Annotated in this window: 16 protein-coding genes; 2 read left to right on the top strand and 14 right to left on the bottom strand. The window is 51.1% G+C overall.

Annotated elements, in window-relative coordinates:
• Positions 1-18 precede the first annotated feature (18 nt).
• From FXF61_RS11615 to ubiE, 5 genes are read right to left on the bottom strand one after another with little or no spacing between them, the layout of a single operon-like run.
• On the bottom strand, positions 19-354 hold the full coding sequence (locus FXF61_RS11615) for a phosphoribosyl-ATP diphosphatase (protein WP_151185426.1): 336 nt from the start codon (positions 352-354) through the stop codon (positions 19-21).
• 2 nt (positions 355-356) lie between these two features.
• Complete coding sequence (hisI, locus tag FXF61_RS11610) at positions 357-746, bottom strand: phosphoribosyl-AMP cyclohydrolase (protein WP_151185425.1); 390 nt, start codon at positions 744-746, stop codon at positions 357-359.
• Positions 747-794: 48 nt separating this feature from the next.
• Positions 795-2,372 carry a ubiquinone biosynthesis regulatory protein kinase UbiB gene (gene ubiB / locus FXF61_RS11605; protein WP_151185424.1) on the bottom strand — a complete coding sequence of 526 codons (1,578 nt, stop codon included), beginning with the start codon at positions 2,370-2,372 and terminating at the stop codon, positions 795-797.
• The gene (locus tag FXF61_RS11600; protein WP_151185423.1) at positions 2,369-2,986 is read right to left on the bottom strand and encodes an SCP2 domain-containing protein; all 618 of its coding nucleotides are present in this window, start codon (positions 2,984-2,986) and stop codon (positions 2,369-2,371) included. Before FXF61_RS11600 ends, ubiB begins: the two co-directional genes overlap by 4 nt.
• Positions 2,986-3,756, bottom strand: coding sequence for a bifunctional demethylmenaquinone methyltransferase/2-methoxy-6-polyprenyl-1,4-benzoquinol methylase UbiE (ubiE, locus tag FXF61_RS11595; protein ID WP_151185422.1), 771 nt, complete (start codon positions 3,754-3,756; stop codon positions 2,986-2,988). The genes FXF61_RS11600 and ubiE overlap by 1 nt, the downstream gene beginning before the upstream one ends.
• A 137-nt stretch (positions 3,757-3,893) precedes the next feature.
• On the opposite strand from ubiE, the gene FXF61_RS11590 reads away from it, so the two are divergent.
• Entirely contained in the window at positions 3,894-4,169 is a 276-nt protein-coding gene (locus FXF61_RS11590) for a polyhydroxyalkanoic acid system family protein (protein WP_151185421.1), read from the top strand.
• Between the two features lie 28 nt (positions 4,170-4,197).
• Here the strand turns inward: FXF61_RS11590 and FXF61_RS11585 are convergent, their stop codons facing one another.
• From FXF61_RS11585 to FXF61_RS11560, 6 genes are all read right to left on the bottom strand, one after another.
• A complete protein-coding gene (locus FXF61_RS11585; RefSeq protein WP_151185420.1) occupies positions 4,198-4,572 on the bottom strand; it encodes a gamma-butyrobetaine hydroxylase-like domain-containing protein in 375 nt (124 codons plus the stop codon).
• Positions 4,573-4,634: 62 nt separating this feature from the next.
• Entirely contained in the window at positions 4,635-5,972 is a 1,338-nt protein-coding gene (gene hslU / locus FXF61_RS11580) for an ATP-dependent protease ATPase subunit HslU (protein WP_151185419.1), read from the bottom strand.
• Between the two features lie 19 nt (positions 5,973-5,991).
• Positions 5,992-6,522 (bottom strand): ATP-dependent protease subunit HslV, encoded by a 531-nt coding sequence (hslV, locus tag FXF61_RS11575; RefSeq protein WP_151185418.1) that lies wholly within the window; start codon positions 6,520-6,522, stop codon positions 5,992-5,994.
• Between the two features lie 601 nt (positions 6,523-7,123).
• A complete protein-coding gene (locus tag FXF61_RS11570) occupies positions 7,124-7,786 on the bottom strand; it encodes an SPOR domain-containing protein (RefSeq protein ID WP_151185417.1) in 663 nt (220 codons plus the stop codon).
• A 1-nt stretch (position 7,787) separates the two neighbouring features.
• Positions 7,788-9,530 carry an arginine--tRNA ligase gene (argS, locus tag FXF61_RS11565; RefSeq protein WP_151185416.1) on the bottom strand — a complete coding sequence of 581 codons (1,743 nt, stop codon included), beginning with the start codon at positions 9,528-9,530 and terminating at the stop codon, positions 7,788-7,790.
• A gap of 103 nt (positions 9,531-9,633) precedes the next feature.
• Entirely contained in the window at positions 9,634-11,853 is a 2,220-nt protein-coding gene (locus tag FXF61_RS11560) for a primosomal protein N' (protein WP_151185415.1), read from the bottom strand.
• Positions 11,854-12,146: 293 nt separating this feature from the next.
• Between FXF61_RS11560 and FXF61_RS11555 the strand changes: the two genes are divergently transcribed.
• Positions 12,147-12,413, top strand: a complete 267-nt coding sequence (locus FXF61_RS11555) for a DUF6489 family protein (protein WP_151185414.1) — start codon at positions 12,147-12,149, stop codon at positions 12,411-12,413.
• Between the two features lie 56 nt (positions 12,414-12,469).
• Here the strand turns inward: FXF61_RS11555 and FXF61_RS11550 are convergent, their stop codons facing one another.
• The 3 genes from FXF61_RS11550 to FXF61_RS11540 are packed head-to-tail and all read right to left on the bottom strand — an operon-like array spanning position 12,470 to position 18,256.
• Positions 12,470-13,882, bottom strand: coding sequence for an efflux transporter outer membrane subunit (locus FXF61_RS11550; RefSeq protein ID WP_178087305.1), 1,413 nt, complete (start codon positions 13,880-13,882; stop codon positions 12,470-12,472).
• On the bottom strand, positions 13,872-17,006 hold the full coding sequence (locus FXF61_RS11545) for an efflux RND transporter permease subunit (protein ID WP_151185412.1): 3,135 nt from the start codon (positions 17,004-17,006) through the stop codon (positions 13,872-13,874). The genes FXF61_RS11550 and FXF61_RS11545 overlap by 11 nt, the downstream gene beginning before the upstream one ends.
• Before the next feature lie 59 nt (positions 17,007-17,065).
• The gene (locus FXF61_RS11540; RefSeq protein WP_151185411.1) at positions 17,066-18,256 is read right to left on the bottom strand and encodes an efflux RND transporter periplasmic adaptor subunit; all 1,191 of its coding nucleotides are present in this window, start codon (positions 18,254-18,256) and stop codon (positions 17,066-17,068) included.
• Positions 18,257-18,370 lie beyond the last annotated feature (114 nt).

Below are 18,370 nucleotides of genomic sequence, written 5' to 3'. Positions count from 1 at the left end.
TACTCCGTAATGCTAAAATTAAAAGGTTGAACGGGCTGCTTTTTCTGCATGCCCAGATAAGCCAAAACGACGCTCCAGCTCATCAAGTACCGCTTGTGGTTCTAAGTTTAAAGCCGATAGCATAACTAAGCTATGAAACCATAAATCCGCTGTTTCATAAATGACGTCATCGGTCTCTTTTGTGCTTGCTGCATCCTTTGCCGCAATAATGGTTTCAACTGCTTCTTCGCCCAGCTTCTCTAATATTTTATTTAGCCCTTTATGGTGCAGGCTTGCGACATAAGAGTTGCCGGGGTCAGCATTTTTCCGCGAATCAATGACCTGTGCTACACGGCGCAGAATATCGTCAGTCATGCTTATGAACCTTGATAGATGTCATGTGGATGTTTAATAACCGGCTCCACAGTTTGCCACTGGCCATCGCTCAATACGCGATAAAAGCAGCTATGACGACCAGTATGACAGGCTATGTCGCCAATTTGCTCTACTCGCAGAATAATAACATCAGCATCACAGTCAAGGCGCACTTCGTGCAGTTTCTGGATGTGTCCAGATTCTTCGCCTTTGCGCCAGAGCTTTTGTCGTGAGCGAGACCAGTAGATTGCCCGTTGCTCTTTGACAGTCAGCTGTAATGACTCACGATTAAGCCACGCGACCATTAATATACGATCGGTTTTATAGTCTTGTGCGATAGCAGGGATTAGGCCATCGCTGTCCCATTTAATTTCGTCTAACCAATTGCTCATGTTGTTCTCAATAGCCCTGTATTTAAAGTCTTGCCCTACTCAGATGGGCTAGCGGCGTATGACTAAGCATAAGCCTGCGCTCAACATTAACCAAGCCGGCCAGGCATGTAATTCAAAAGCGAAGCCCAGTTGAGTGCTGGCCACTAACAAAGATGCACCGATCAGCGGGTTGATCCAGCTTTTAGATGCGGCCGCTGGCGCAGGCCCACTGGTTATTTTCTCAAAGCTGGCGCGAGCCATATTGGCTAGATGAGGCAGCTGTTCAAATTGCTGCTGCAAATTGCCCAGCACGTGCTTGGGCATATAACGCTCACGCATCCAGCGTTCTAAATAAGGTTGCGCGGTGCTCCATAGATCTAGGTCTGGATAGAGCTGGCGGCCGAGGCCTTCGATATTGAGTAAGGTTTTTTGTAGCAAGACCAGCTGGGGCTGTACTTCCATATTAAAGCGGCGTGCGGTCTGGAATAAGTGCAGCAACAGGTGGCCAAATGAGATTTCTTTCAGTGGCCGTTCAAAAATAGGCTCGCAGACGGTACGGATCGCTGCTTCAAACTCATCGATGCGCGTGTCGCTAGGTACCCAGCCCGAATCAATATGCAATTGCGCGACTTTACGGTAGTCGCGCTTAAAGAACGCCAATAAGTTGCGGGCCAGATAATCTTGGTCTTCTGGGGTTAGCGTGCCAATAATGCCGAAATCAATAGCAATATATTGTGGGTCCCAGGGCGTGTGGGTGCTAACAAAAATATTGCCAGGATGCATATCAGCATGGAAAAAACTGTCACGAAACACTTGGGTGAAGAATATCTCAACACCGCGTTCTGCTAGTTTCTTGAGGTCGGTGCCTTGATCTGCCAAAGCAGCCATATCGGTTACCGGAATGCCGTAAATACGCTCCATGACCAGCACTCTGGGACGGCTCCACTGCCAATAGATTTGCGGCACGTAGAGTAGAGTTGAATCGCTGAAGTTGCGACGTAACTGACTGGCATTGGCAGCTTCGCGTAGCAGGTCCAGTTCATCATAAATAGTTTTCTCGTAATCGCTGACGACCGTTTTTGGGTGTAAACGACGCGCTTCAGGGGATGCACGTTCAGCGATGCTGGCCAGAGTAAAAAGCCAAGCAATGTCTTGGGCAATAATAGGCTTAAGGCCTGGGCGAATCACTTTGACTACAACATCTTCGCCGGTTTTAAGTTGCGCGGCATGTACCTGTGCAACAGAGGCAGAGGCCAGAGCTGTGCTAGAAAATGTCTTAAAAATTTCGCTAATCGGTGCGCCGAGCTGCTCTTCAATCAGCTGCATGGCTTGTTCCGATGAAAAAGGTGGGACTTGGTCTTGTAGTTTCGCCATTTCATCAGCGATATCTGGCGGTAATAAATCACGACGGGTAGAAAGGATCTGACCAAATTTAATAAAGACAGGGCCTAAATCTTCTAGGGCTAAGCGTAGGGCTTGACCACGCGTTAAGGTGCTGCTTTTGCGCGGCAGCCAGCGCCACGGCAGAAACCATTGCAGCACGCGTAAACGCCAAGGTAGCGGCAGCGCAAAGAGCAAATCGTCTAGGCGGTAACGTATTGTGACACGCAAAATATGCCAGAGACGGCGGATGGCAAGCAGCTTCATAGAGGCGTTTGGTTCCGTTTAAGTAAGAGCGCGATGCGAGCATCGAGGCGGTCTAAATCAAGTTTGAGCTGGTCAATTTCGCTAAAGCGCGCTTGCGCTTCAATGTTGCCCACCAAGGTGCGCGATTCTTCAGCTAAATAATCTGCGGCATTGAGGTGCAGGCTGTGGGCTGATTGTGCGAGCCAGTCACGGCTGCTGCGCAGCTGAGCACTGATCAATGCTGTCGGGACTGGACCAAGGCACTGTGATATTTCATATTCCCAGTCCAACTCAAGGCTTTGCATAATATCGGCCAGCTCCATCAGTAACGCACTGCTGCCATCTATTGTGACCTCAGGGTGGTGCAACACGCTGGTTTTGTCAGCGCTGCTCAGCAGTTTGAGCAACAACGCTGCCGGTGCCCTAAGTGTGCAGTCAGCCGGTGCGTGCCATTGCTGGGCCAACTGAATACCTGTGTCCAGAGGGATCAAGTACAGCGTGAACGCTGGCATTGTGCAGTCAATCGCAATGACTTTGCCGGCTAAAGGCAGCAAGCGAGCGTGTGCGGTGCTGTCTAAACTGAGCACTCGGTTGATCGCTGTTTCAGCACTGGCAAAAGCAAACTGGCTTAGCATTAGGGTTTGATTCCGCGGTGTAAGGCAACGATACCGCCGGTCATATTGTGGAAGGTCACACGCTCAAAACCTGCTTCACTCATCATGGCTTTTAGCGTGTCTTGATCCGGATGCATGCGAATGGACTCTGCTAAATAGCGGTAACTGTCGGCATCATCAGTGATCAGCTTGCCGGCCAGCGGCATAAACTTGAATGAGTAGGCGTCATAAAATTTAGATAACAGCGGATTACTGGGTTTGGAAAATTCCAGTACCAGTAAACGTCCACCCGGCTTGAGCACGCGCAACATAGAACGCAGCGCATCTTCTTTATGGGTGACATTGCGTAAACCAAAAGCAATGGTCACGACATCAAAATAGTTATCGGGAAAGGGTAGTTTTTCAGCATCGGCTTGGACAAAGCGAATATTGCTGGCGACGCCCTTGTCGAGTAGACGATCGCGACCGACTTTCAGCATTGAAGCGTTAATGTCAGCCAGCACCACTTCACCGCTAGGGCCGACTAAGCTGGAAAACTTACGAGATAAATCACCGGTGCCACCCGCTATATCCAGTACTTTATTACCATGGCGAACTCCCGACAGCTCGATGGTAAAACGCTTCCACAAGCGGTGCATACCACCTGAGAGCACGTCATTCATAATGTCGTAGCGTGCTGCAACTGAATGAAATACTTCAGCAACTTTTTCTGCTTTTTGGCTTTCAGGCACGTTTTTAAAGCCGAAGTGGGTGGTTGGTTCATTACTATTTGACTGATGTGGCTTGCTCATAAAACTTCACCTTAGACAGATTGTTGAGCATTCTAATACCCACAGCGCAGTTTGTCTTGACGCGGGACAGATTCACAGCAATATCATCAGATAGAGCTGTATTGAAATCACACTAAATAGAGTGGCTAGGGAGCCTGATGAGTACAATAATCGTTGAACGAGAGCATCAACTGGGCCGTGCCGGTGCACGTGATAAGGCGCAGGCGTTGGCTGAGCGTCTTGCTGAAAAATATGATGTAACGTATCAGTGGCAGGGTGATACGCTGGTTGTGAGCCGCGCAGGGGCTGAAGGAACAATTGTTGTTGGTGACAGCACGATTTATATCACGCTTAAGCTAGGTGTGCTGTTTTCTGCGCTCAAAGGCAGAATCAAGCATGAGATGGAAGCTGCTTTAGATAAACGCTTGGCATAAAGCAGCAGGCTGCTTGCTGTGCTGACGGTTACAGCATTAAGCGCACAACAGATTCACTGGGGTCGCGCGTTTGTCCGGCTGCACTGAGCTTGTCTAAATAGTCTTGCCAGATTTCGTCCTGCTGCGTGGCCAGACGATATAAGTAATCCCAAGTGTATATGCCCGAGTCATGGCCGTCATCAAAGGTCATTTTTAAGGCGTAATTGCCCGCAGGCTGTATGTGGGTCAATGCAACATTGAGTTTGCCGTATTGCAAGATAGGATTGCCGTGCCCCTGTACTTCGGCAGAGGGTGAGTGCACACGTAAAAACTCAGCAGGCAATGCAAACTGCTGGCCATCAGCATAACCCAGCTCAAGTGTCTTCGAGCCTTTATTGAGTTTGATACGGGTAGGAATCAACATGTCAATCTCGTTTTAAGGTGTTGTGCCAGCACTACGCTGCGCGCTGACACAACAGTATCAAGTTATAAAATATAACGCGACAAATCTTCGTCTTTAGCTAATTCACCGAGGTGCTCATCAACATAAGCAGCATCAATCACTAAAGGGCTGGTGCTGTATTTCTCTGCTAACTGTTCAGCATCGAAAGACACTTCTTCGAGTAAGCGCTCAAGCAGCGTATGCAGACGACGGGCACCAATATTCTCGGTTTTCTCATTGACTTGCCATGCGATCTGAGCAATACGCTCAATGCCACTGGCGTCGAACTCAATATTCAGGCCTTCAGTGGCTAACAGAGCAACATACTGCTCTGTTAATGACGCATCAGGCTCGCTGAGGATGCGTTTGAAGTCATCCGGAGTGAGCGCTTTGAGTTCAACGCGAATCGGTAAGCGGCCCTGTAACTCAGGTACTAAGTCGCTTGGTTTGCTGAGATGGAAGGCGCCGGAAGCGACAAATAGAATGTGATCAGTTTTAACCATGCCCAGCTTGGTGTTGACTGTACAGCCTTCAATTAGTGGCAGTAAATCACGCTGTACACCTTCACGTGAAACATCAGCGCCACCGGTGTTACCGCGCTTGGCAATTTTATCAATTTCATCAAGAAAGACGATGCCGTTCTGCTCAACCGCTTCGAGCGCACGGACTTTAATGTCTTCTTCGTTAACCAGGCGTGCGGCTTCTTCATCAGTAAGCAGCTTTAAGGCAACATCGACACGCAGTTTGCGGCTTTTGGTTTTGCCTTTATTCATACCAGAGAACAAGCTTTGCAGCTGGCTGGTCATTTCTTCCATGCCCGGCGGGGTCATGATTTCCACGCCCATCGGTGCCTCGGCAACTTCGATTTCAATTTCTTTATCGTTAAGTTGGCCTTCGCGCAGACGTTTGCGAAATAACTGGCGCGTACTGGAATCGGTGCGTTGAACTGCATCGTCCGTGCCTGATCGTGCCGGTGGTAATAAAGCGTCAAGTATACGTTCTTCAGCCGCGTCTTCAGCGCGGTTACGCATGCTTTTCATTTCTTGCTCACGCAGCATCTTCACTGCTGAATCGGCTAAGTCGCGGATAATCGACTCAACATCACGACCGACATAGCCCACTTCGGTGAACTTGGTGGCTTCAACTTTAATAAATGGCGCATTGACCAGTTTGGCTAAACGGCGGGCAATTTCGGTTTTACCGACACCTGTCGGGCCAATCATTAAAATATTCTTCGGCGTGACTTCATTGCGCAGCTCTGCAGATAACTGCATACGTCTCCAGCGATTGCGCAAAGCAATGGCTACAGCACGTTTGGCATCATCTTGGCCAACGATATGGCGATTGAGTTCATGCACTATTTGACGGGGTGTCATCGACATAAGGGACTCCGAGGCGCGCTTAAATAGCGCTGTCCTGCTCTTCAATGGTCAAGTTTTGGTTGGTAAATACGCAGATTGTACCAGCGATGTGTAAGGCCTTTTCGGTGATTTCTCGAGCTGACAGGTCACTGTTTTCTATTAAAGCCAGCGCTGCGGCTTGGGCAAAACCACCACCAGAACCCATGGCAATCAGGCCGTGTTCAGGCTCTACCACGTCACCGTTACCAGTAATAATTAAAGATGCGTCTTTGTTGGCTACGGCCAGCATGGCTTCGAGGCGACTGAGTGAGCGGTCGGTACGCCAGTCTTTGGCTAACTCAACCGCAGCGCGGACTAAATGGCCCTGGTGCTTTTCCAGTTGGCCCTCAAAGCGCTCAAATAATGTAAAGGCATCGGCAGTGGCACCGGCAAAACCGGCGAGAACTTCGCCGTGATAGAGGCGACGAACTTTCTTGGCATTGCCTTTCATAACGGTATTGCCAAGCGATACTTGGCCGTCACCACCCATAACGACTTTACCGTTGCGACGAACTGAAACAATAGTGGTCAAGGGAAATTCTCCAGGTTGATGGGCTCAGGCCCTGATCATTAACAGATGGGGGTGCAATGGACAGGCTTCAAGGGTTAGCGCTTAAAGTCGTAGGTTTTCTTGTTTTTTATTGGCTAGTGGCTTGGTGATGTCTGCTAAGAGGGATGTAGATATTTATGTGGGGCGTGCTGCGCTATTGCTGTTGTTCCGTCGATGAACCCATCCAGCGTTCAACTCCGGCGCTACGCCATCCTTGGCTTCGCTCGTCACAGCAACAGCGCAGCACGCGTCAAACAGCGGCGTTGTCAGCACGAGTGTGAGTGTGACTTTGCGAGACTAACAAACAGAGCCTAGTGTTTGATCTTGCTGGAAAGAATAGGCATAAAAATTCTAGCTCACAGCGCAATTTGTCAGCAGCATTTGAGCTTCCAGGTATAAGGAGGCATGAATAAATCTAGCTCACAACACAGATAGTCAACACGTGCCTCGCTAGTGAAGCGGCAAGCGCAGCCATGGATGGCGCAGCGCCCGAATCGAGCCGGGAGGGCTCGTTGAGGGAAGAGCTGCACTAGCGAGGAACGTTATGCCACGGACTGCTGTTATAAGGACTCAAACAAGCGAATTAACGTCCGGTGCGCTGTTGCAGCAATAAATTATTAAACCCATTGTTGGCTAATTGCTTCTGCGCGACACCCAGCTGCTCGCGACTGACAAAGGGGCCAACCAAGACACGGTGCCAGGTTTTATCAGACACTTGCCCCGACTCAATATGCACGTCTTGACCGCTGAGTAGTAATTGCGCACGCACGCTTTCAGCTTTTGCGCGATCAGGAAAAGAACCTGCTTGCAGATAAAACTGGGTTTTTGCTTCGGGTTTTACCACAGGTGCTGGCGGCGTTTTGCCGTCAAGAATCGCTTGAGCGCGTACCGCGTCAGCTTTTTTAGCTGCCTCAACCTCAGATTGTGTTGCCGGTGGTGGCGTTTTTTCAGGTAACGCCTCCGGCGGCACAATCACCTCGGATTCAGACAGCAGCGTGTAAAACTCAAATTTTGGCTTGCTGGCAGAGGTGTTTTTTTTTGGCTTGGCGACCGGTTTCTTTTTTTCGGCAGCTGCTTGCTCTCGTTTAATTGCATCATTACCGGGTTCAAGCTGAAACAATGACATTACAAAGACACCGACGATCAAACCGGTAATCACCCAAACTAATGGGTGTATAGGTTTTTTCGTAGATGCTTGCGCGCGGCTTGCGCCTCTTTTTGCTGCCGCTTTTTTACGTGCCGCCATGTTACATACGCTCCAACGTCTTTAAACCAAGCAGCTCAAGGCCTTGCTTGAGCGTGCGGCCGGTGAGTGCAGCCAAGCGCAAGCGGCTATTACGAGTGGCTTGATCCTCTGCTGATAAAATAGGGCAGTGTTCATAGAAGCTGGAAAATTGACCGGCCAACTCATACAAATAGGTACAAAGGATGTGCGGCGTGCCTTTTTCGGCAATGTTGTATAGCACTTCACTGAAACGTTGCAGGGTCGCGCCAAGTGCTTGTTCAGCCTCGCTGTTGAGCGTGATCTGGCCTGGTACGACGCCATTCATATCCAGCTCAGCACGCCTAAATACGCTGGCGACACGGGTGTAGGCGTAGAGTAAGTACGGCGCGGTATTGCCTTCAAAGCTGAGCATGTGCTCGAAGTTAAACGAGTAATCACTGCTGCGATGCTTACTCAGGTCAGCATACTTCACCGCACCAATCCCTACCGCTTGGGCAATACTCTGCAGTTCACTTTCGGCCAGCTCTGGGTTTTTCTCTTTAACCAGTGCATAGGCGCGTTGTTCAGCTTCATTGAGCAGATCAACAAGTTTTACTGTACCGCCATCGCGGGTTTTAAACGGGCGACCATCAGGGCCGTTCATGGTGCCAAAGCCCATGTGCTCCAGCTGCATGTCTGCGCTAACAAAACCAGCACGGCGTGCGACAGCAAAGACCATCTGAAAGTGCAGGGCTTGGCGCTGATCAACAAAATATAGGGCGCGGTCTGCCTGCAGGGTTTGGCTGCGATAGCGCATTGCAGCTAAATCAGTAGTGGCATATAAGTAACCGCCGCCTGCTTTTTGCACAATCACCGGTAATGGCTTGTCTTCGGCGTTTTTAAACTCATCTAAAAACACACATTGCGCGCCATCGCTTTCGGTGAGCAGGCCCTTGTCGCGCAAACTCTCGACAATATTAGCTAATTCAGCGTTGTACGAGCTTTCACCGCGTACATCGCGCATGTCGAGTTTGACCCCGAGGCGATCATACAATTCTTGGCAATGGCTCAGCGAAACATCGTTAAACTGCTGCCATAAACGCAAGCACTCAGGATCGCCGGCTTGCAGTTTCACCACGAGGGCGCGGGCATGCTCAGCAAACTCAGGGGACTCATCAAAGCGCTGTTTGGCGGCACGGTAAAACTCTTCTAAATCTGCCAGCTGGGTTTCTTGTGCGCTGGGGTTTTCTTGCAGATACGCCAGCAGCATTCCGAACTGTGTGCCCCAGTCGCCAACGTGGTTTTGGCGAATCACATCATGGCCTAACAACTCTAAAACACGGGCGACCGCATCGCCAATAATGGTTGAGCGCAAATGGCCAACGTGCATTTCTTTGGCTAGATTGGGTGAGGATAAATCCACCACGATGCGCTGTGCTGGCTGCTGTTGCGCGACGCCAATCTGTGCATCGTTTAAGGCATTATCCAAGCGTTGCGCAAGGGCTGCATGGTTTTGGAAAAAGTTTAAAAAACCAGGGCCGGCAATTGCTACTTCACTGACTTGCGAATCATCCGGCAGTGCTTTAATCAGCAACTCAGCTAAATCACGTGGTTTCATGTTTGCAGGTTTTGCCAGCATCATGGCGATATTACTGGCGAAATCACCGTGGGATTTATCCCGCGTGTTTTCCACTTGAATAGTAGGCGTAAGCCCTTCAGGAAGGATGCCTTCGTTGGTCAGTTGATTGACTGCGTGCTGAATCAGAGTGCGGATACTGTCTTTCATAATCTCTCTTAACGAAGGCGAATCGCGGATAAGGGCTCAATAATCGATCTATTATCGACGCCCTGCACCTTAGCTTCAAGCGCCATGCGTTTTAGGCTGTGGTTTAAAATAAATCGTTGGGGTCAACATCCAGTGACCAACGGCTTTGCCACGCACTGGTAAGGTTTTCTAAGTTACTCGATAAAGGTGTAAGCAAACGGTGTAATTGTGCGCGGCTGTTGGCTTGCACTAACAATTGCGCACGGTAACGGCCGGCGCGGCGCTCCATGGGCGAGGTGATCGGGCCTAATAATTCCACACCTTCAAGCTTGAGCTGCTCCAGCAGTTGTTCAGCAATACTGTAGGCATCTTCTAAAAAGGCGTCAGCATGCTCGGCTTTTAAGGCATCGGCGCGCAGTAGGGCTAAATGACTGAATGGCGGCAAGCCGGTGGCACGGCGCTCGCTCAGCGCTTGCTCGGCAAAGGCAAAATACCCCTGTTCGCTGAGCTGCACTAATAAAGGATGATCGGCTAGCTGGCTTTGAATAATCACGCGGCCTGGGTCACCGGCGCGACCGGCGCGACCGGCCACTTGCGTGATCAATTGCGCCATACGCTCGCTGGCGCGAAAGTCTGCAGAAAATAAACCACCGTCAGCATTTAAAATCGCCACCAAAGTTACCCGTGGAAAGTGATGCCCCTTGGCGAGCATCTGCGTACCCACCATAATGCAGGGCTCGCCGCTGCCAATGGTGCTGAGCAAGGCATCCATCGAGCCTTTGCGTGTGGTGCTGTCGCGGTCAATGCGCAGCACTGGCGTATCAGGGAATAAAATTTGTAGCCGCTCTTCCGCACGTTCAGTGCCAGCACCAATCGGACGCAAATCGACTTTGCTGCAGCTGGGGCAGTTGTGCGGGCGCGCTTCGCTATGGCCACAGTGGTGGCAGCGCAATTCGTTATAGCGCTGATGAAAAGTTAGGCGCGCATCACATTCGTTGCATTGGCTCATCCAGCCACAGTCGTTGCACATCAAGACTGGGGCAAAACCGCGGCGATTAAGAAAGACTAAAACTTGCTGACCAGCCTCTAGGGTTTTACGCATTTCTTTTTGCAGCGGCGCACTGATCCCAGAGTCCAGCGGCAGGCTGCGTACATCTAGGCGAATAAATTTAGGCTGACTAGCACCACCAGCGCGCTTGGTTAGGCGCAGCAAAGCAAAACGACCGCTGTGGGCATTATGTAAGCTTTCTAAGCAGGGCGTGGCCGAGCCCAAAACAATCGGCACATTGGCGGCACGGGCACGCACCAAAGCAAGGTCACGGGCATGATAGCGCAGGCCTTCTTGCTGCTTATAGGAGGCATCGTGTTCTTCATCAATAATGATCAAGCCGAGCTTGCTCAGCGGGGTAAACAGCGCTGAACGTGTGCCAATAATAATATCGGCATGCCCAGAGCGCGCAGCCAGCCACGCTTCTAAGCGGTCGCGGTCATTAACGTTAGAGTGCAATAAAGCAATACGTGCATTAAAGCGTTTAGTAAAACGCTCAAGGGTCTGGGGGCCTAGGTTGATTTCTGGAATCAGCACCAGCACTTGCTTGCCTGCCGCCAGCACCTCACGAATCAGCTGCAAATACACTTCAGTTTTACCGCTGCCAGTCACCCCAGCCAACAAGTAGGCTTTGAAAGTTTGGTTATTGGCATGGATGGCATTAAAAGCGGCTTGCTGCTCATCATTGAGCGGCAGTTCGGGCTGAGCAAGGCTGGGGGCTTTATGTGCTGAATCTTGTAATTGGCGTATCTGCTGGGTGACCAAGCCTTTTTTATGTAACGCGTTGATACTGTCTTTGCCGATCGTGAAGTGCTCAAGACGCTCATGGGCAATGCCTTGGCTGTGTTGCGCTAAGACCTTTAGCGCTTGCAGCTGCTTGGGTGCGCGAGTTAACAGCGGGTCTTCAAGATTGAGTGGCAGCTTAGCCAGCCACATTTTTTGCTGGCGCGCCTCAGCCGGTTCGCCTTGGCGCAATAAAGTCGGTAGCGCCCAGCTAAAGGTGTCGCCCAAGCTGTGCTGATAATACTGCGCGGCCCACAGGCACAAACGCATGATGCTCGGCGGCAATAAAGGCTGTTGATCCAAAAGCTCCAACGCATCTTTAATTTTGTTATCTGGAACTGTGGTGGTGTTGGCAGTTTCAACCAAAATGCCGATCAATTCACGTCGGCCAAAAGGCACGCGCACGCGCACTCCCGGTTGCCATGCTGCAACCGCCACCTGCGCTGGTGCACGGTAATCAAACAAGCGGCGCAACGGCGATGGCAAAGCAATACGTAAATAGAGTTCAGACACGCGAGCATCCCTAAGATTGATGGCGTTATCTTAGCGCATCAGCTGGGAAGTTGCTTATAGGGGGAAAGAGTGCATGTAGAGTTGTTTAGCAAAAGGTTATTTGTGCGTCAGGCAAGCATAAGTGTCTTGGTATCTGTATAGAAAGCGCGTATGAGTAAGTCGTCGCACTCGCTTGTGGTTTTTCATAGGTGTGTCTCTGCCTGATGATGCTCATATCGCATCTGGCCGTTATTTCTTGCGATAACCTGCTAGATTAAAAGTTGGCCGTTCATTTAAATTAAAAGGTGATCCTGATGAAGATAAATATCCAGATGGAAGTGACTCCAGAAGAATTCAGAAAAGTAATGGGGCTGCCGGATGTTGAGCCCATGCAAAAGGAATTGATGGCAAAAATGCAGGAAAAAATGAATACCTATGTCGATGAAATGAGCGATCCTGAGGTGTTTATGAGGCGCATCATGCCAATGGGCATGCAAGGTATGGAACAGGTTCAGGAGTTCTTTTCCCGCTTTGCTCATATGGCTGCAGATAAAAAAGACGACAAAGCTGAGGGTAGCTAAGCTACTTAAGCTGCAAGGCTGTCATCAAGTGACTGAGAACTCCTAGCGACCTCATGCTACTCGGACACGCTGTTCTTAATTTCAGTGCTGTTGCTGTTTACATTAGCTCCAGCACCTAAGGCAATTTGTAGTCGTGCCCAGTCAGCAGACAGGTCCCGCAGTGCAGCAGCGTAGGCTAAGCGTGCGCTGTTCAGATAACGGTCGGTGTCTAATACGTCCAGTAAGGTCATCACCCCCACTTGATAGGTCTGCATGGATAAATCATATGCCCGAGTGTATGCGTTGACTGATTTGCGCAATAAATCGACTTTGTGACGATCCCGCAGCCAAGCACTGTTGGCGGATTGCACATCTTCCACAGCTGTCAGCACAGTTTGCTGATAAATAATGAACGCCTCGCGGGCTTCAGCTGCGGCTTGATCTTGGCTCGCTGCCAGTGCGCCCTGATTAAAAATGGGCAGGGTGATGACCGGACCAAAGCTCCAAGCATTATTATCGCTGCTGATGGTGCCGGTTAAAGAGAGTGACGGCAGACGCGCCGCGGTGGCGACGCCAATCTTTGCATAAGCGACCCGTAAACGCTGCTCAGCTGCACGCACATCCGGTCGGTTGCGTAGCAAGTCGGCCGGGACTCCAGCTTGATAGGGTGTCTCCAAGTTAAGCCCAAGCAGAGCACTGACCGTGGGTGCCGAGGCTTGCATGTCGGCCAGCAAGGGGCCCGCGGGCTCGCCCAGCAAAGTGGCAATGGCGTAGATCTGCGCCAGGAAGCTGGCGTTGAGGTCGGGGATGTCAGCCTGCGCATTGAACAGCAGTGCTGTTACTTGTTCTTCTTCAAGTTCGGTCGCGCTGCCCACCGCACGCTGGCGTTGGGTTATTGTTAGTGTTTGTTCGCGGGAGTCAATGGCTTGCTCGGTCATGAGCATGGCGTATTGGTAATAGCGTGCGTTGACATAAGCGTTCACCAGTGCAGACAAATAGGCTAGACGCGCCGTTTGACTGTCGTTGACTACGGCCAATAAATTGGCCAGAGCCGCCTCACGTTCGCGGCGAATGCCGCCGAATAAATCGATGGCAAGATTGCCAGACAGGCCAGCGCTGTCATTGCTAACAGTCGCGCTGCCGTCAGCGCCTGCGCGAGTCGAGCTTGCCGTCAGGTCGCCACTGATGGCGGCGTGAATACCTGTGCCTCTAAGGGCTGCCTGCGCCGCGCTAATACGCTCAAGAGAGGCGGCAATGTCCAAGTTACTGTCCAGCCCTTGAGTCACCCAAGCGTTAAGAACCGGATCGTTAAAATGCTCCCACCAGCGCAGGGTAGCGGTACGCTGCAATGACTCTGGGTGGATCACCTCTAGGTAGCCCTGCTGGATATCTAGCTCAGGGGGTTGGTAATTCGGCCCCACGGTACAGCCAACTAAGGCAAGCAGGGTGCAGGCGCTAATAATCACTCGGCCCATTGTTTTATGCATCATCCGCGGCTTCCTCAGACGCTGTGCCATAGCGAACTTTAAATATAATTTGCACCGCCACTAACAGCGCTGGGATCATAAAAATACCGGCAAAAGTTGCTGCGAGCATTCCGCCGAACACTGCCGTACCCACTGCGTTTTGCGCACCTGAACCTGCGCCTGCCGCCCAGACTAGGGGCATCACCCCCAAAATAAAGGTTAAGGCGGTCATCAAAATAGGGCGCAAGCGCTGACGGCAGGCTTCCATGGTTGCTGCTAAAAAATCCATGCCTTGCTTTTGCAAGTCCACGGAAAACTCTACAATTAAAATAGCATTTTTGGCGGCCAAACCAATGGTGGCCAGCATACCTACTTTAAAATACACATCGTTAGCTTGGCTAAATAGCAGGGCACCCGCCAAAGCACCAAGCACGCCCAAAGGTATCACCAGCATGATGGCCACAGGGATACTCCAGCTTTCATATAAAGCGGCTAGAGCTAAAAACACCACTAAGACAGAAATGGCGTACAAAAAAGGCGCCTGTGCACCGGATAACCGTTCCTGTAAAGAAATCCCTGTCCAGGCCACTGCATAGCCACCGTCCATTTGTTTAGTAAGCTCTTCCATGGCTAACATCGCAGCACCTGAGCTGACCCCTGCAGCCGGTGAACCGGTTATTTCTACTGCGAGGACGCCGCCGTAGCGATCCAATGATGAAGGCACTTTTTCCCAACTGATGCTGGTAAAGGCATCAAAAGGGACCATCTCGCCATTGCTGTTGATGGCGTGCCAGTGCTCAAGGTCTTCTGGTTGCATACGGTATGCGGCTTCTGCTTGCACGATCACCGGTTTGAGTTCTGAGTTCATTTCAAAATCGTTGACATCGCGGCCAGAGAAAATCACCGATAACATGTTATTGATGTCGGGCAGAGCAATCCCAAAAGAAGCGGCTTTTTGCTGGTCTATATCAATCCGCATTGCCGTCTTGGTTTGGTCTTGGGTGCCGCGCAAACTGGTCACTCGGCCGTCTTGATTGGCCATTGCCACCAAGTTTTGGCTGGCTTGCAGTAATGCGCTTTGGCCGTTATTGGCTTGATCCAGTAAATACATGCTGAAGCCACCGGTGTTACCCATGCCGGGGATGGCGGGCGGTTGCAACATAAACACCTGACCTAAGCGGTTGTGGGTTCTAAAATAGTGATTGGCGCGTTGGATCACCGCAGCGGCCGACAAGTCGGGTCGACCGGACCGCTCGGCAAGCTCGGTCATACGCGCAAATAAGATCGCCACGTTCTGCCCACTGCCACCAAAAGTAAAGCCCACAGAGGCAAACACCGAGACAATGGCCTCAGACTCGGTTTCTAATAGATGGTCTTCAATCATGTTAACCACAGAAAGGGTTTGTTCAGTGGTGCTGCCCTCAGGCAGGGTGATCATTGCCATGAGCACGCCTTGGTCCTCTGTGGGTAAAAAAGAGCTGGGTATGACTTTAAAAAGCATGACAATGCCCAGCCCGACTGTCGCCAACACGGCCAGTGATAATAAAGCGCGGCGCAAGAAAGCCTTAGTAAAGGCCAGATAACGATTTTGCGCAGATTTGAAATGACGGTTAAACCACGCCGGGTAAAAGAAGCGGCTCGGCGTCTTGCTGGGTGGCTGGAGAAAGCTGGCGCACATCGCCGGTGTTAGAATAAGCGCCACCAGTGTTGATAAGGCAATGGCCGACATAATGGTCACAGAAAATTGCCGATAAATCACTCCAGTACTGCCACCGAAAAAGGCCATCGGCAAAAACACCGCAATAATTACCAAGGTGGTGCCAATCAAAGCGCCGGTAATCTGCCCCATGCATTTGCGGGTAGCTTCCAGAGGCGACAAACTGTCTTCTTCCATAATGCGCTGAACGTTTTCGACCACGACAATGGCATCGTCGACCAGCATGCCGATCGCCAAGACCATGGCGAACATGGTTAAGGTGTTAATAGAAAACCCCACGGCGGCTAATACCCCAAAGGTACCCATGAGTACCACAGGGACGGCCATGGTTGGAATGAGGGTGGCCCGCCAGCTGTGTAAAAAGGCAAACAGTACAATAAACACCAGGGCAATGGCTTGGATAATACTGATCACCACTTGCTTAATGGAGGCTTCCACAAAAGGCGCTGTGTCATAGGGAAACTCCACCGTAACACCCTCAGGCAGGGAGTTTTCTAAGCCGGCAAGGACTGCTCGTACTGCTTTGGAGGTGTCTACCGCATTGGCTCCGGTGGCTAATGTCACGCCAAAGCCGGCGGCGTTATTGCGATTATAGCGTGCATCAGTACCGTAAATTTCCTGGCCCAGCTCTACCCGAGCAAGATCAGCCAGACGCACTGTGGCGCCATCGCTTTCTGTTTTTAATAGGATGTTGCGAAACTCATCCACTGTGCTCAGCTGGCTTTGCGCAGTGATGTCCACGTTAAATTGCTGCCCTTCAATATAGGGCGTATTGCCGAGCACACCCACAGCAACAGTGGTGTTTTGCGATTCAATGGCAGCAATAATATCAGCGCTGGTTAATGCGTATTTGGCCAGTTTAAAAGGGTCCAGCCAGACGCGCATCGCATAGCCCGAGCCAAACTGGTTAATCGACCCCACCCCCGGTGTGCGTTGCACTGGGTTTTTGACGATGTTTTCAAACAGATCGGCTAGTTCGACGGAGTTATAGCGGCCATCTTCGCTGGTTAAATTACCCACCAGTAAAATCGATGACGTAGAGCGGCTTACCGTTACCCCGTTGTCTTGCACAAGTCGGGGCAATTGGTTGGTCACCCGCTGAATTTTATTTTGTACATCCACCTGAGCATCATTGGCATTCGCCGCTTCATCGAAGACGATGCGGATGGAGGATGAACCCCGGGTCGAAGATGAGGTGATATACAGCATGTCATCCAGCCCAGTTAGCGCATCTTCCAAAATGGTGGTCACTGAGTTTTGTACCGCTTCCGCTGAGGCACCGCTGTAGCTGGCATTCACCCGAATGGTAGTGGGAGCAACATCGGGGTACTGGGCGACGGGCAAGGTGGCAATCCCCAGAACACCGGTCAGCATGGTGATAATAGCCAGTACCCAAGCAAATACCGGGCGACTGATAAAAAATTGAGCCATAGAAATTGCTTACCTTGAAATAATTGTAGCGCTGGTTAATGGCGGCGCAGTGCTAACGGCTAAAGTGCGGCGCTGGGCTCCAGAACTGGTTCTGCAGGGGCTTGTTCTATCACCACGCCTTTGTCGTTGATGATAACCGCAACGGGTTGAATGGCTGTGCCTTCTTGCAGGTTATCAATATTATCCACCAGAACTGGCACTGCGCCTTGCAGACCTTGCTCTATAACCCAAGCATTGTTGTGGGTGCCGGTGGCGATCAGGCTTAGTTTCTTCGCGGCCTGTTGCTCATCAAGGGTCCAAATAGTAAGGGTGCCATCGGGCTCGGCCTTAGCCGCAAGCTGTGGAATACGGTAAGCATTCAATTGACCCAAGGTTAGATTGACCCGCACAAACATGCCCGGCAGTATCAGCTGTTCAGGGTTAGCAAATTTTACCCGTACCCTGAGCGTGCCGGTACTGGCAGACACCTTGCGACCGACACTTTCTACTGTGCCACGGGTGGCGTATTGCTCGCCGTTTTCCAGTATTAAATATGCATCAATTTCCGCGCCCTGGCTGAATTCGCCAGAGTCGATACGTTTACGCATCTCTAGCATTCTCACGCTGGCTTCGGAGAGGTCTATGTAAATTGGGTCCAGACGGGTGACTGTGGTGAGCACATCGGCTTGGCCAGCGGTCACTAAATCACCAATAGAAACCTGTGCGGTCTCGACGATACCGCTAATCGGGCTGACGATATTGGTGCGCTGCAGTTGGATTTCAGCGGTGCGCAGATCGGCTTGCGCAACAGATACGGCTGCTTGGGCCTGACGCAAATCAGTGCGGGCCATATCCACTTGGGCTTGGGTAACGCCGGTGCCTGCCAATTGTTGGTAACGATAAAAATTTTCCTGCGCTGAGGGTACAGCAGCCTGAGCACTGTCCAGTGCTGCACGGGCTGCTTCCAACGCGGCTTGATAAGAGTCTTGTTCAATTTGAAACAGCAGGTCGCCTTTTTCTACCCTGGTGCCGGCCCGATACAAAATATCGGTAATCACCCCGTCTACTAAAGGTCGAATGGTGGCATCGTCTTCCGCTAGGGCCTGCCCGGACAGGGTGACGGTTAAAGGGACCGGTTCAGGCTTAACGGTGATCACCCCTGCTGGCTGCGCCATGGGCATTTGCCCACCGCCAGCTGGCCCGTTCTGCGCCATGACGGGGTTCGCGATAAACATCACGCTCAGGGTACAGGCTATAAAGAGTTTGATCATCCGGTTTTCCGCTTAAAGTTTCAGTTAAAGGCTGTTTTAAGCTCAGAATACCAGCAGGGGATACAGCATGTATTTAAAATCAGTGTACTCAATCCCCCTTAAGGTCTAAAATCC

The sequence above is a fragment of the Pseudomonas sp. C27(2019) genome (assembly GCF_008807395.1).
Lineage (GTDB): Bacteria > Pseudomonadota > Gammaproteobacteria > Pseudomonadales > Pseudomonadaceae > Denitrificimonas.
Note: the sequence above shows the minus strand (reverse complement) of the source record. Positions and strands in the feature narration are given on the sequence as shown.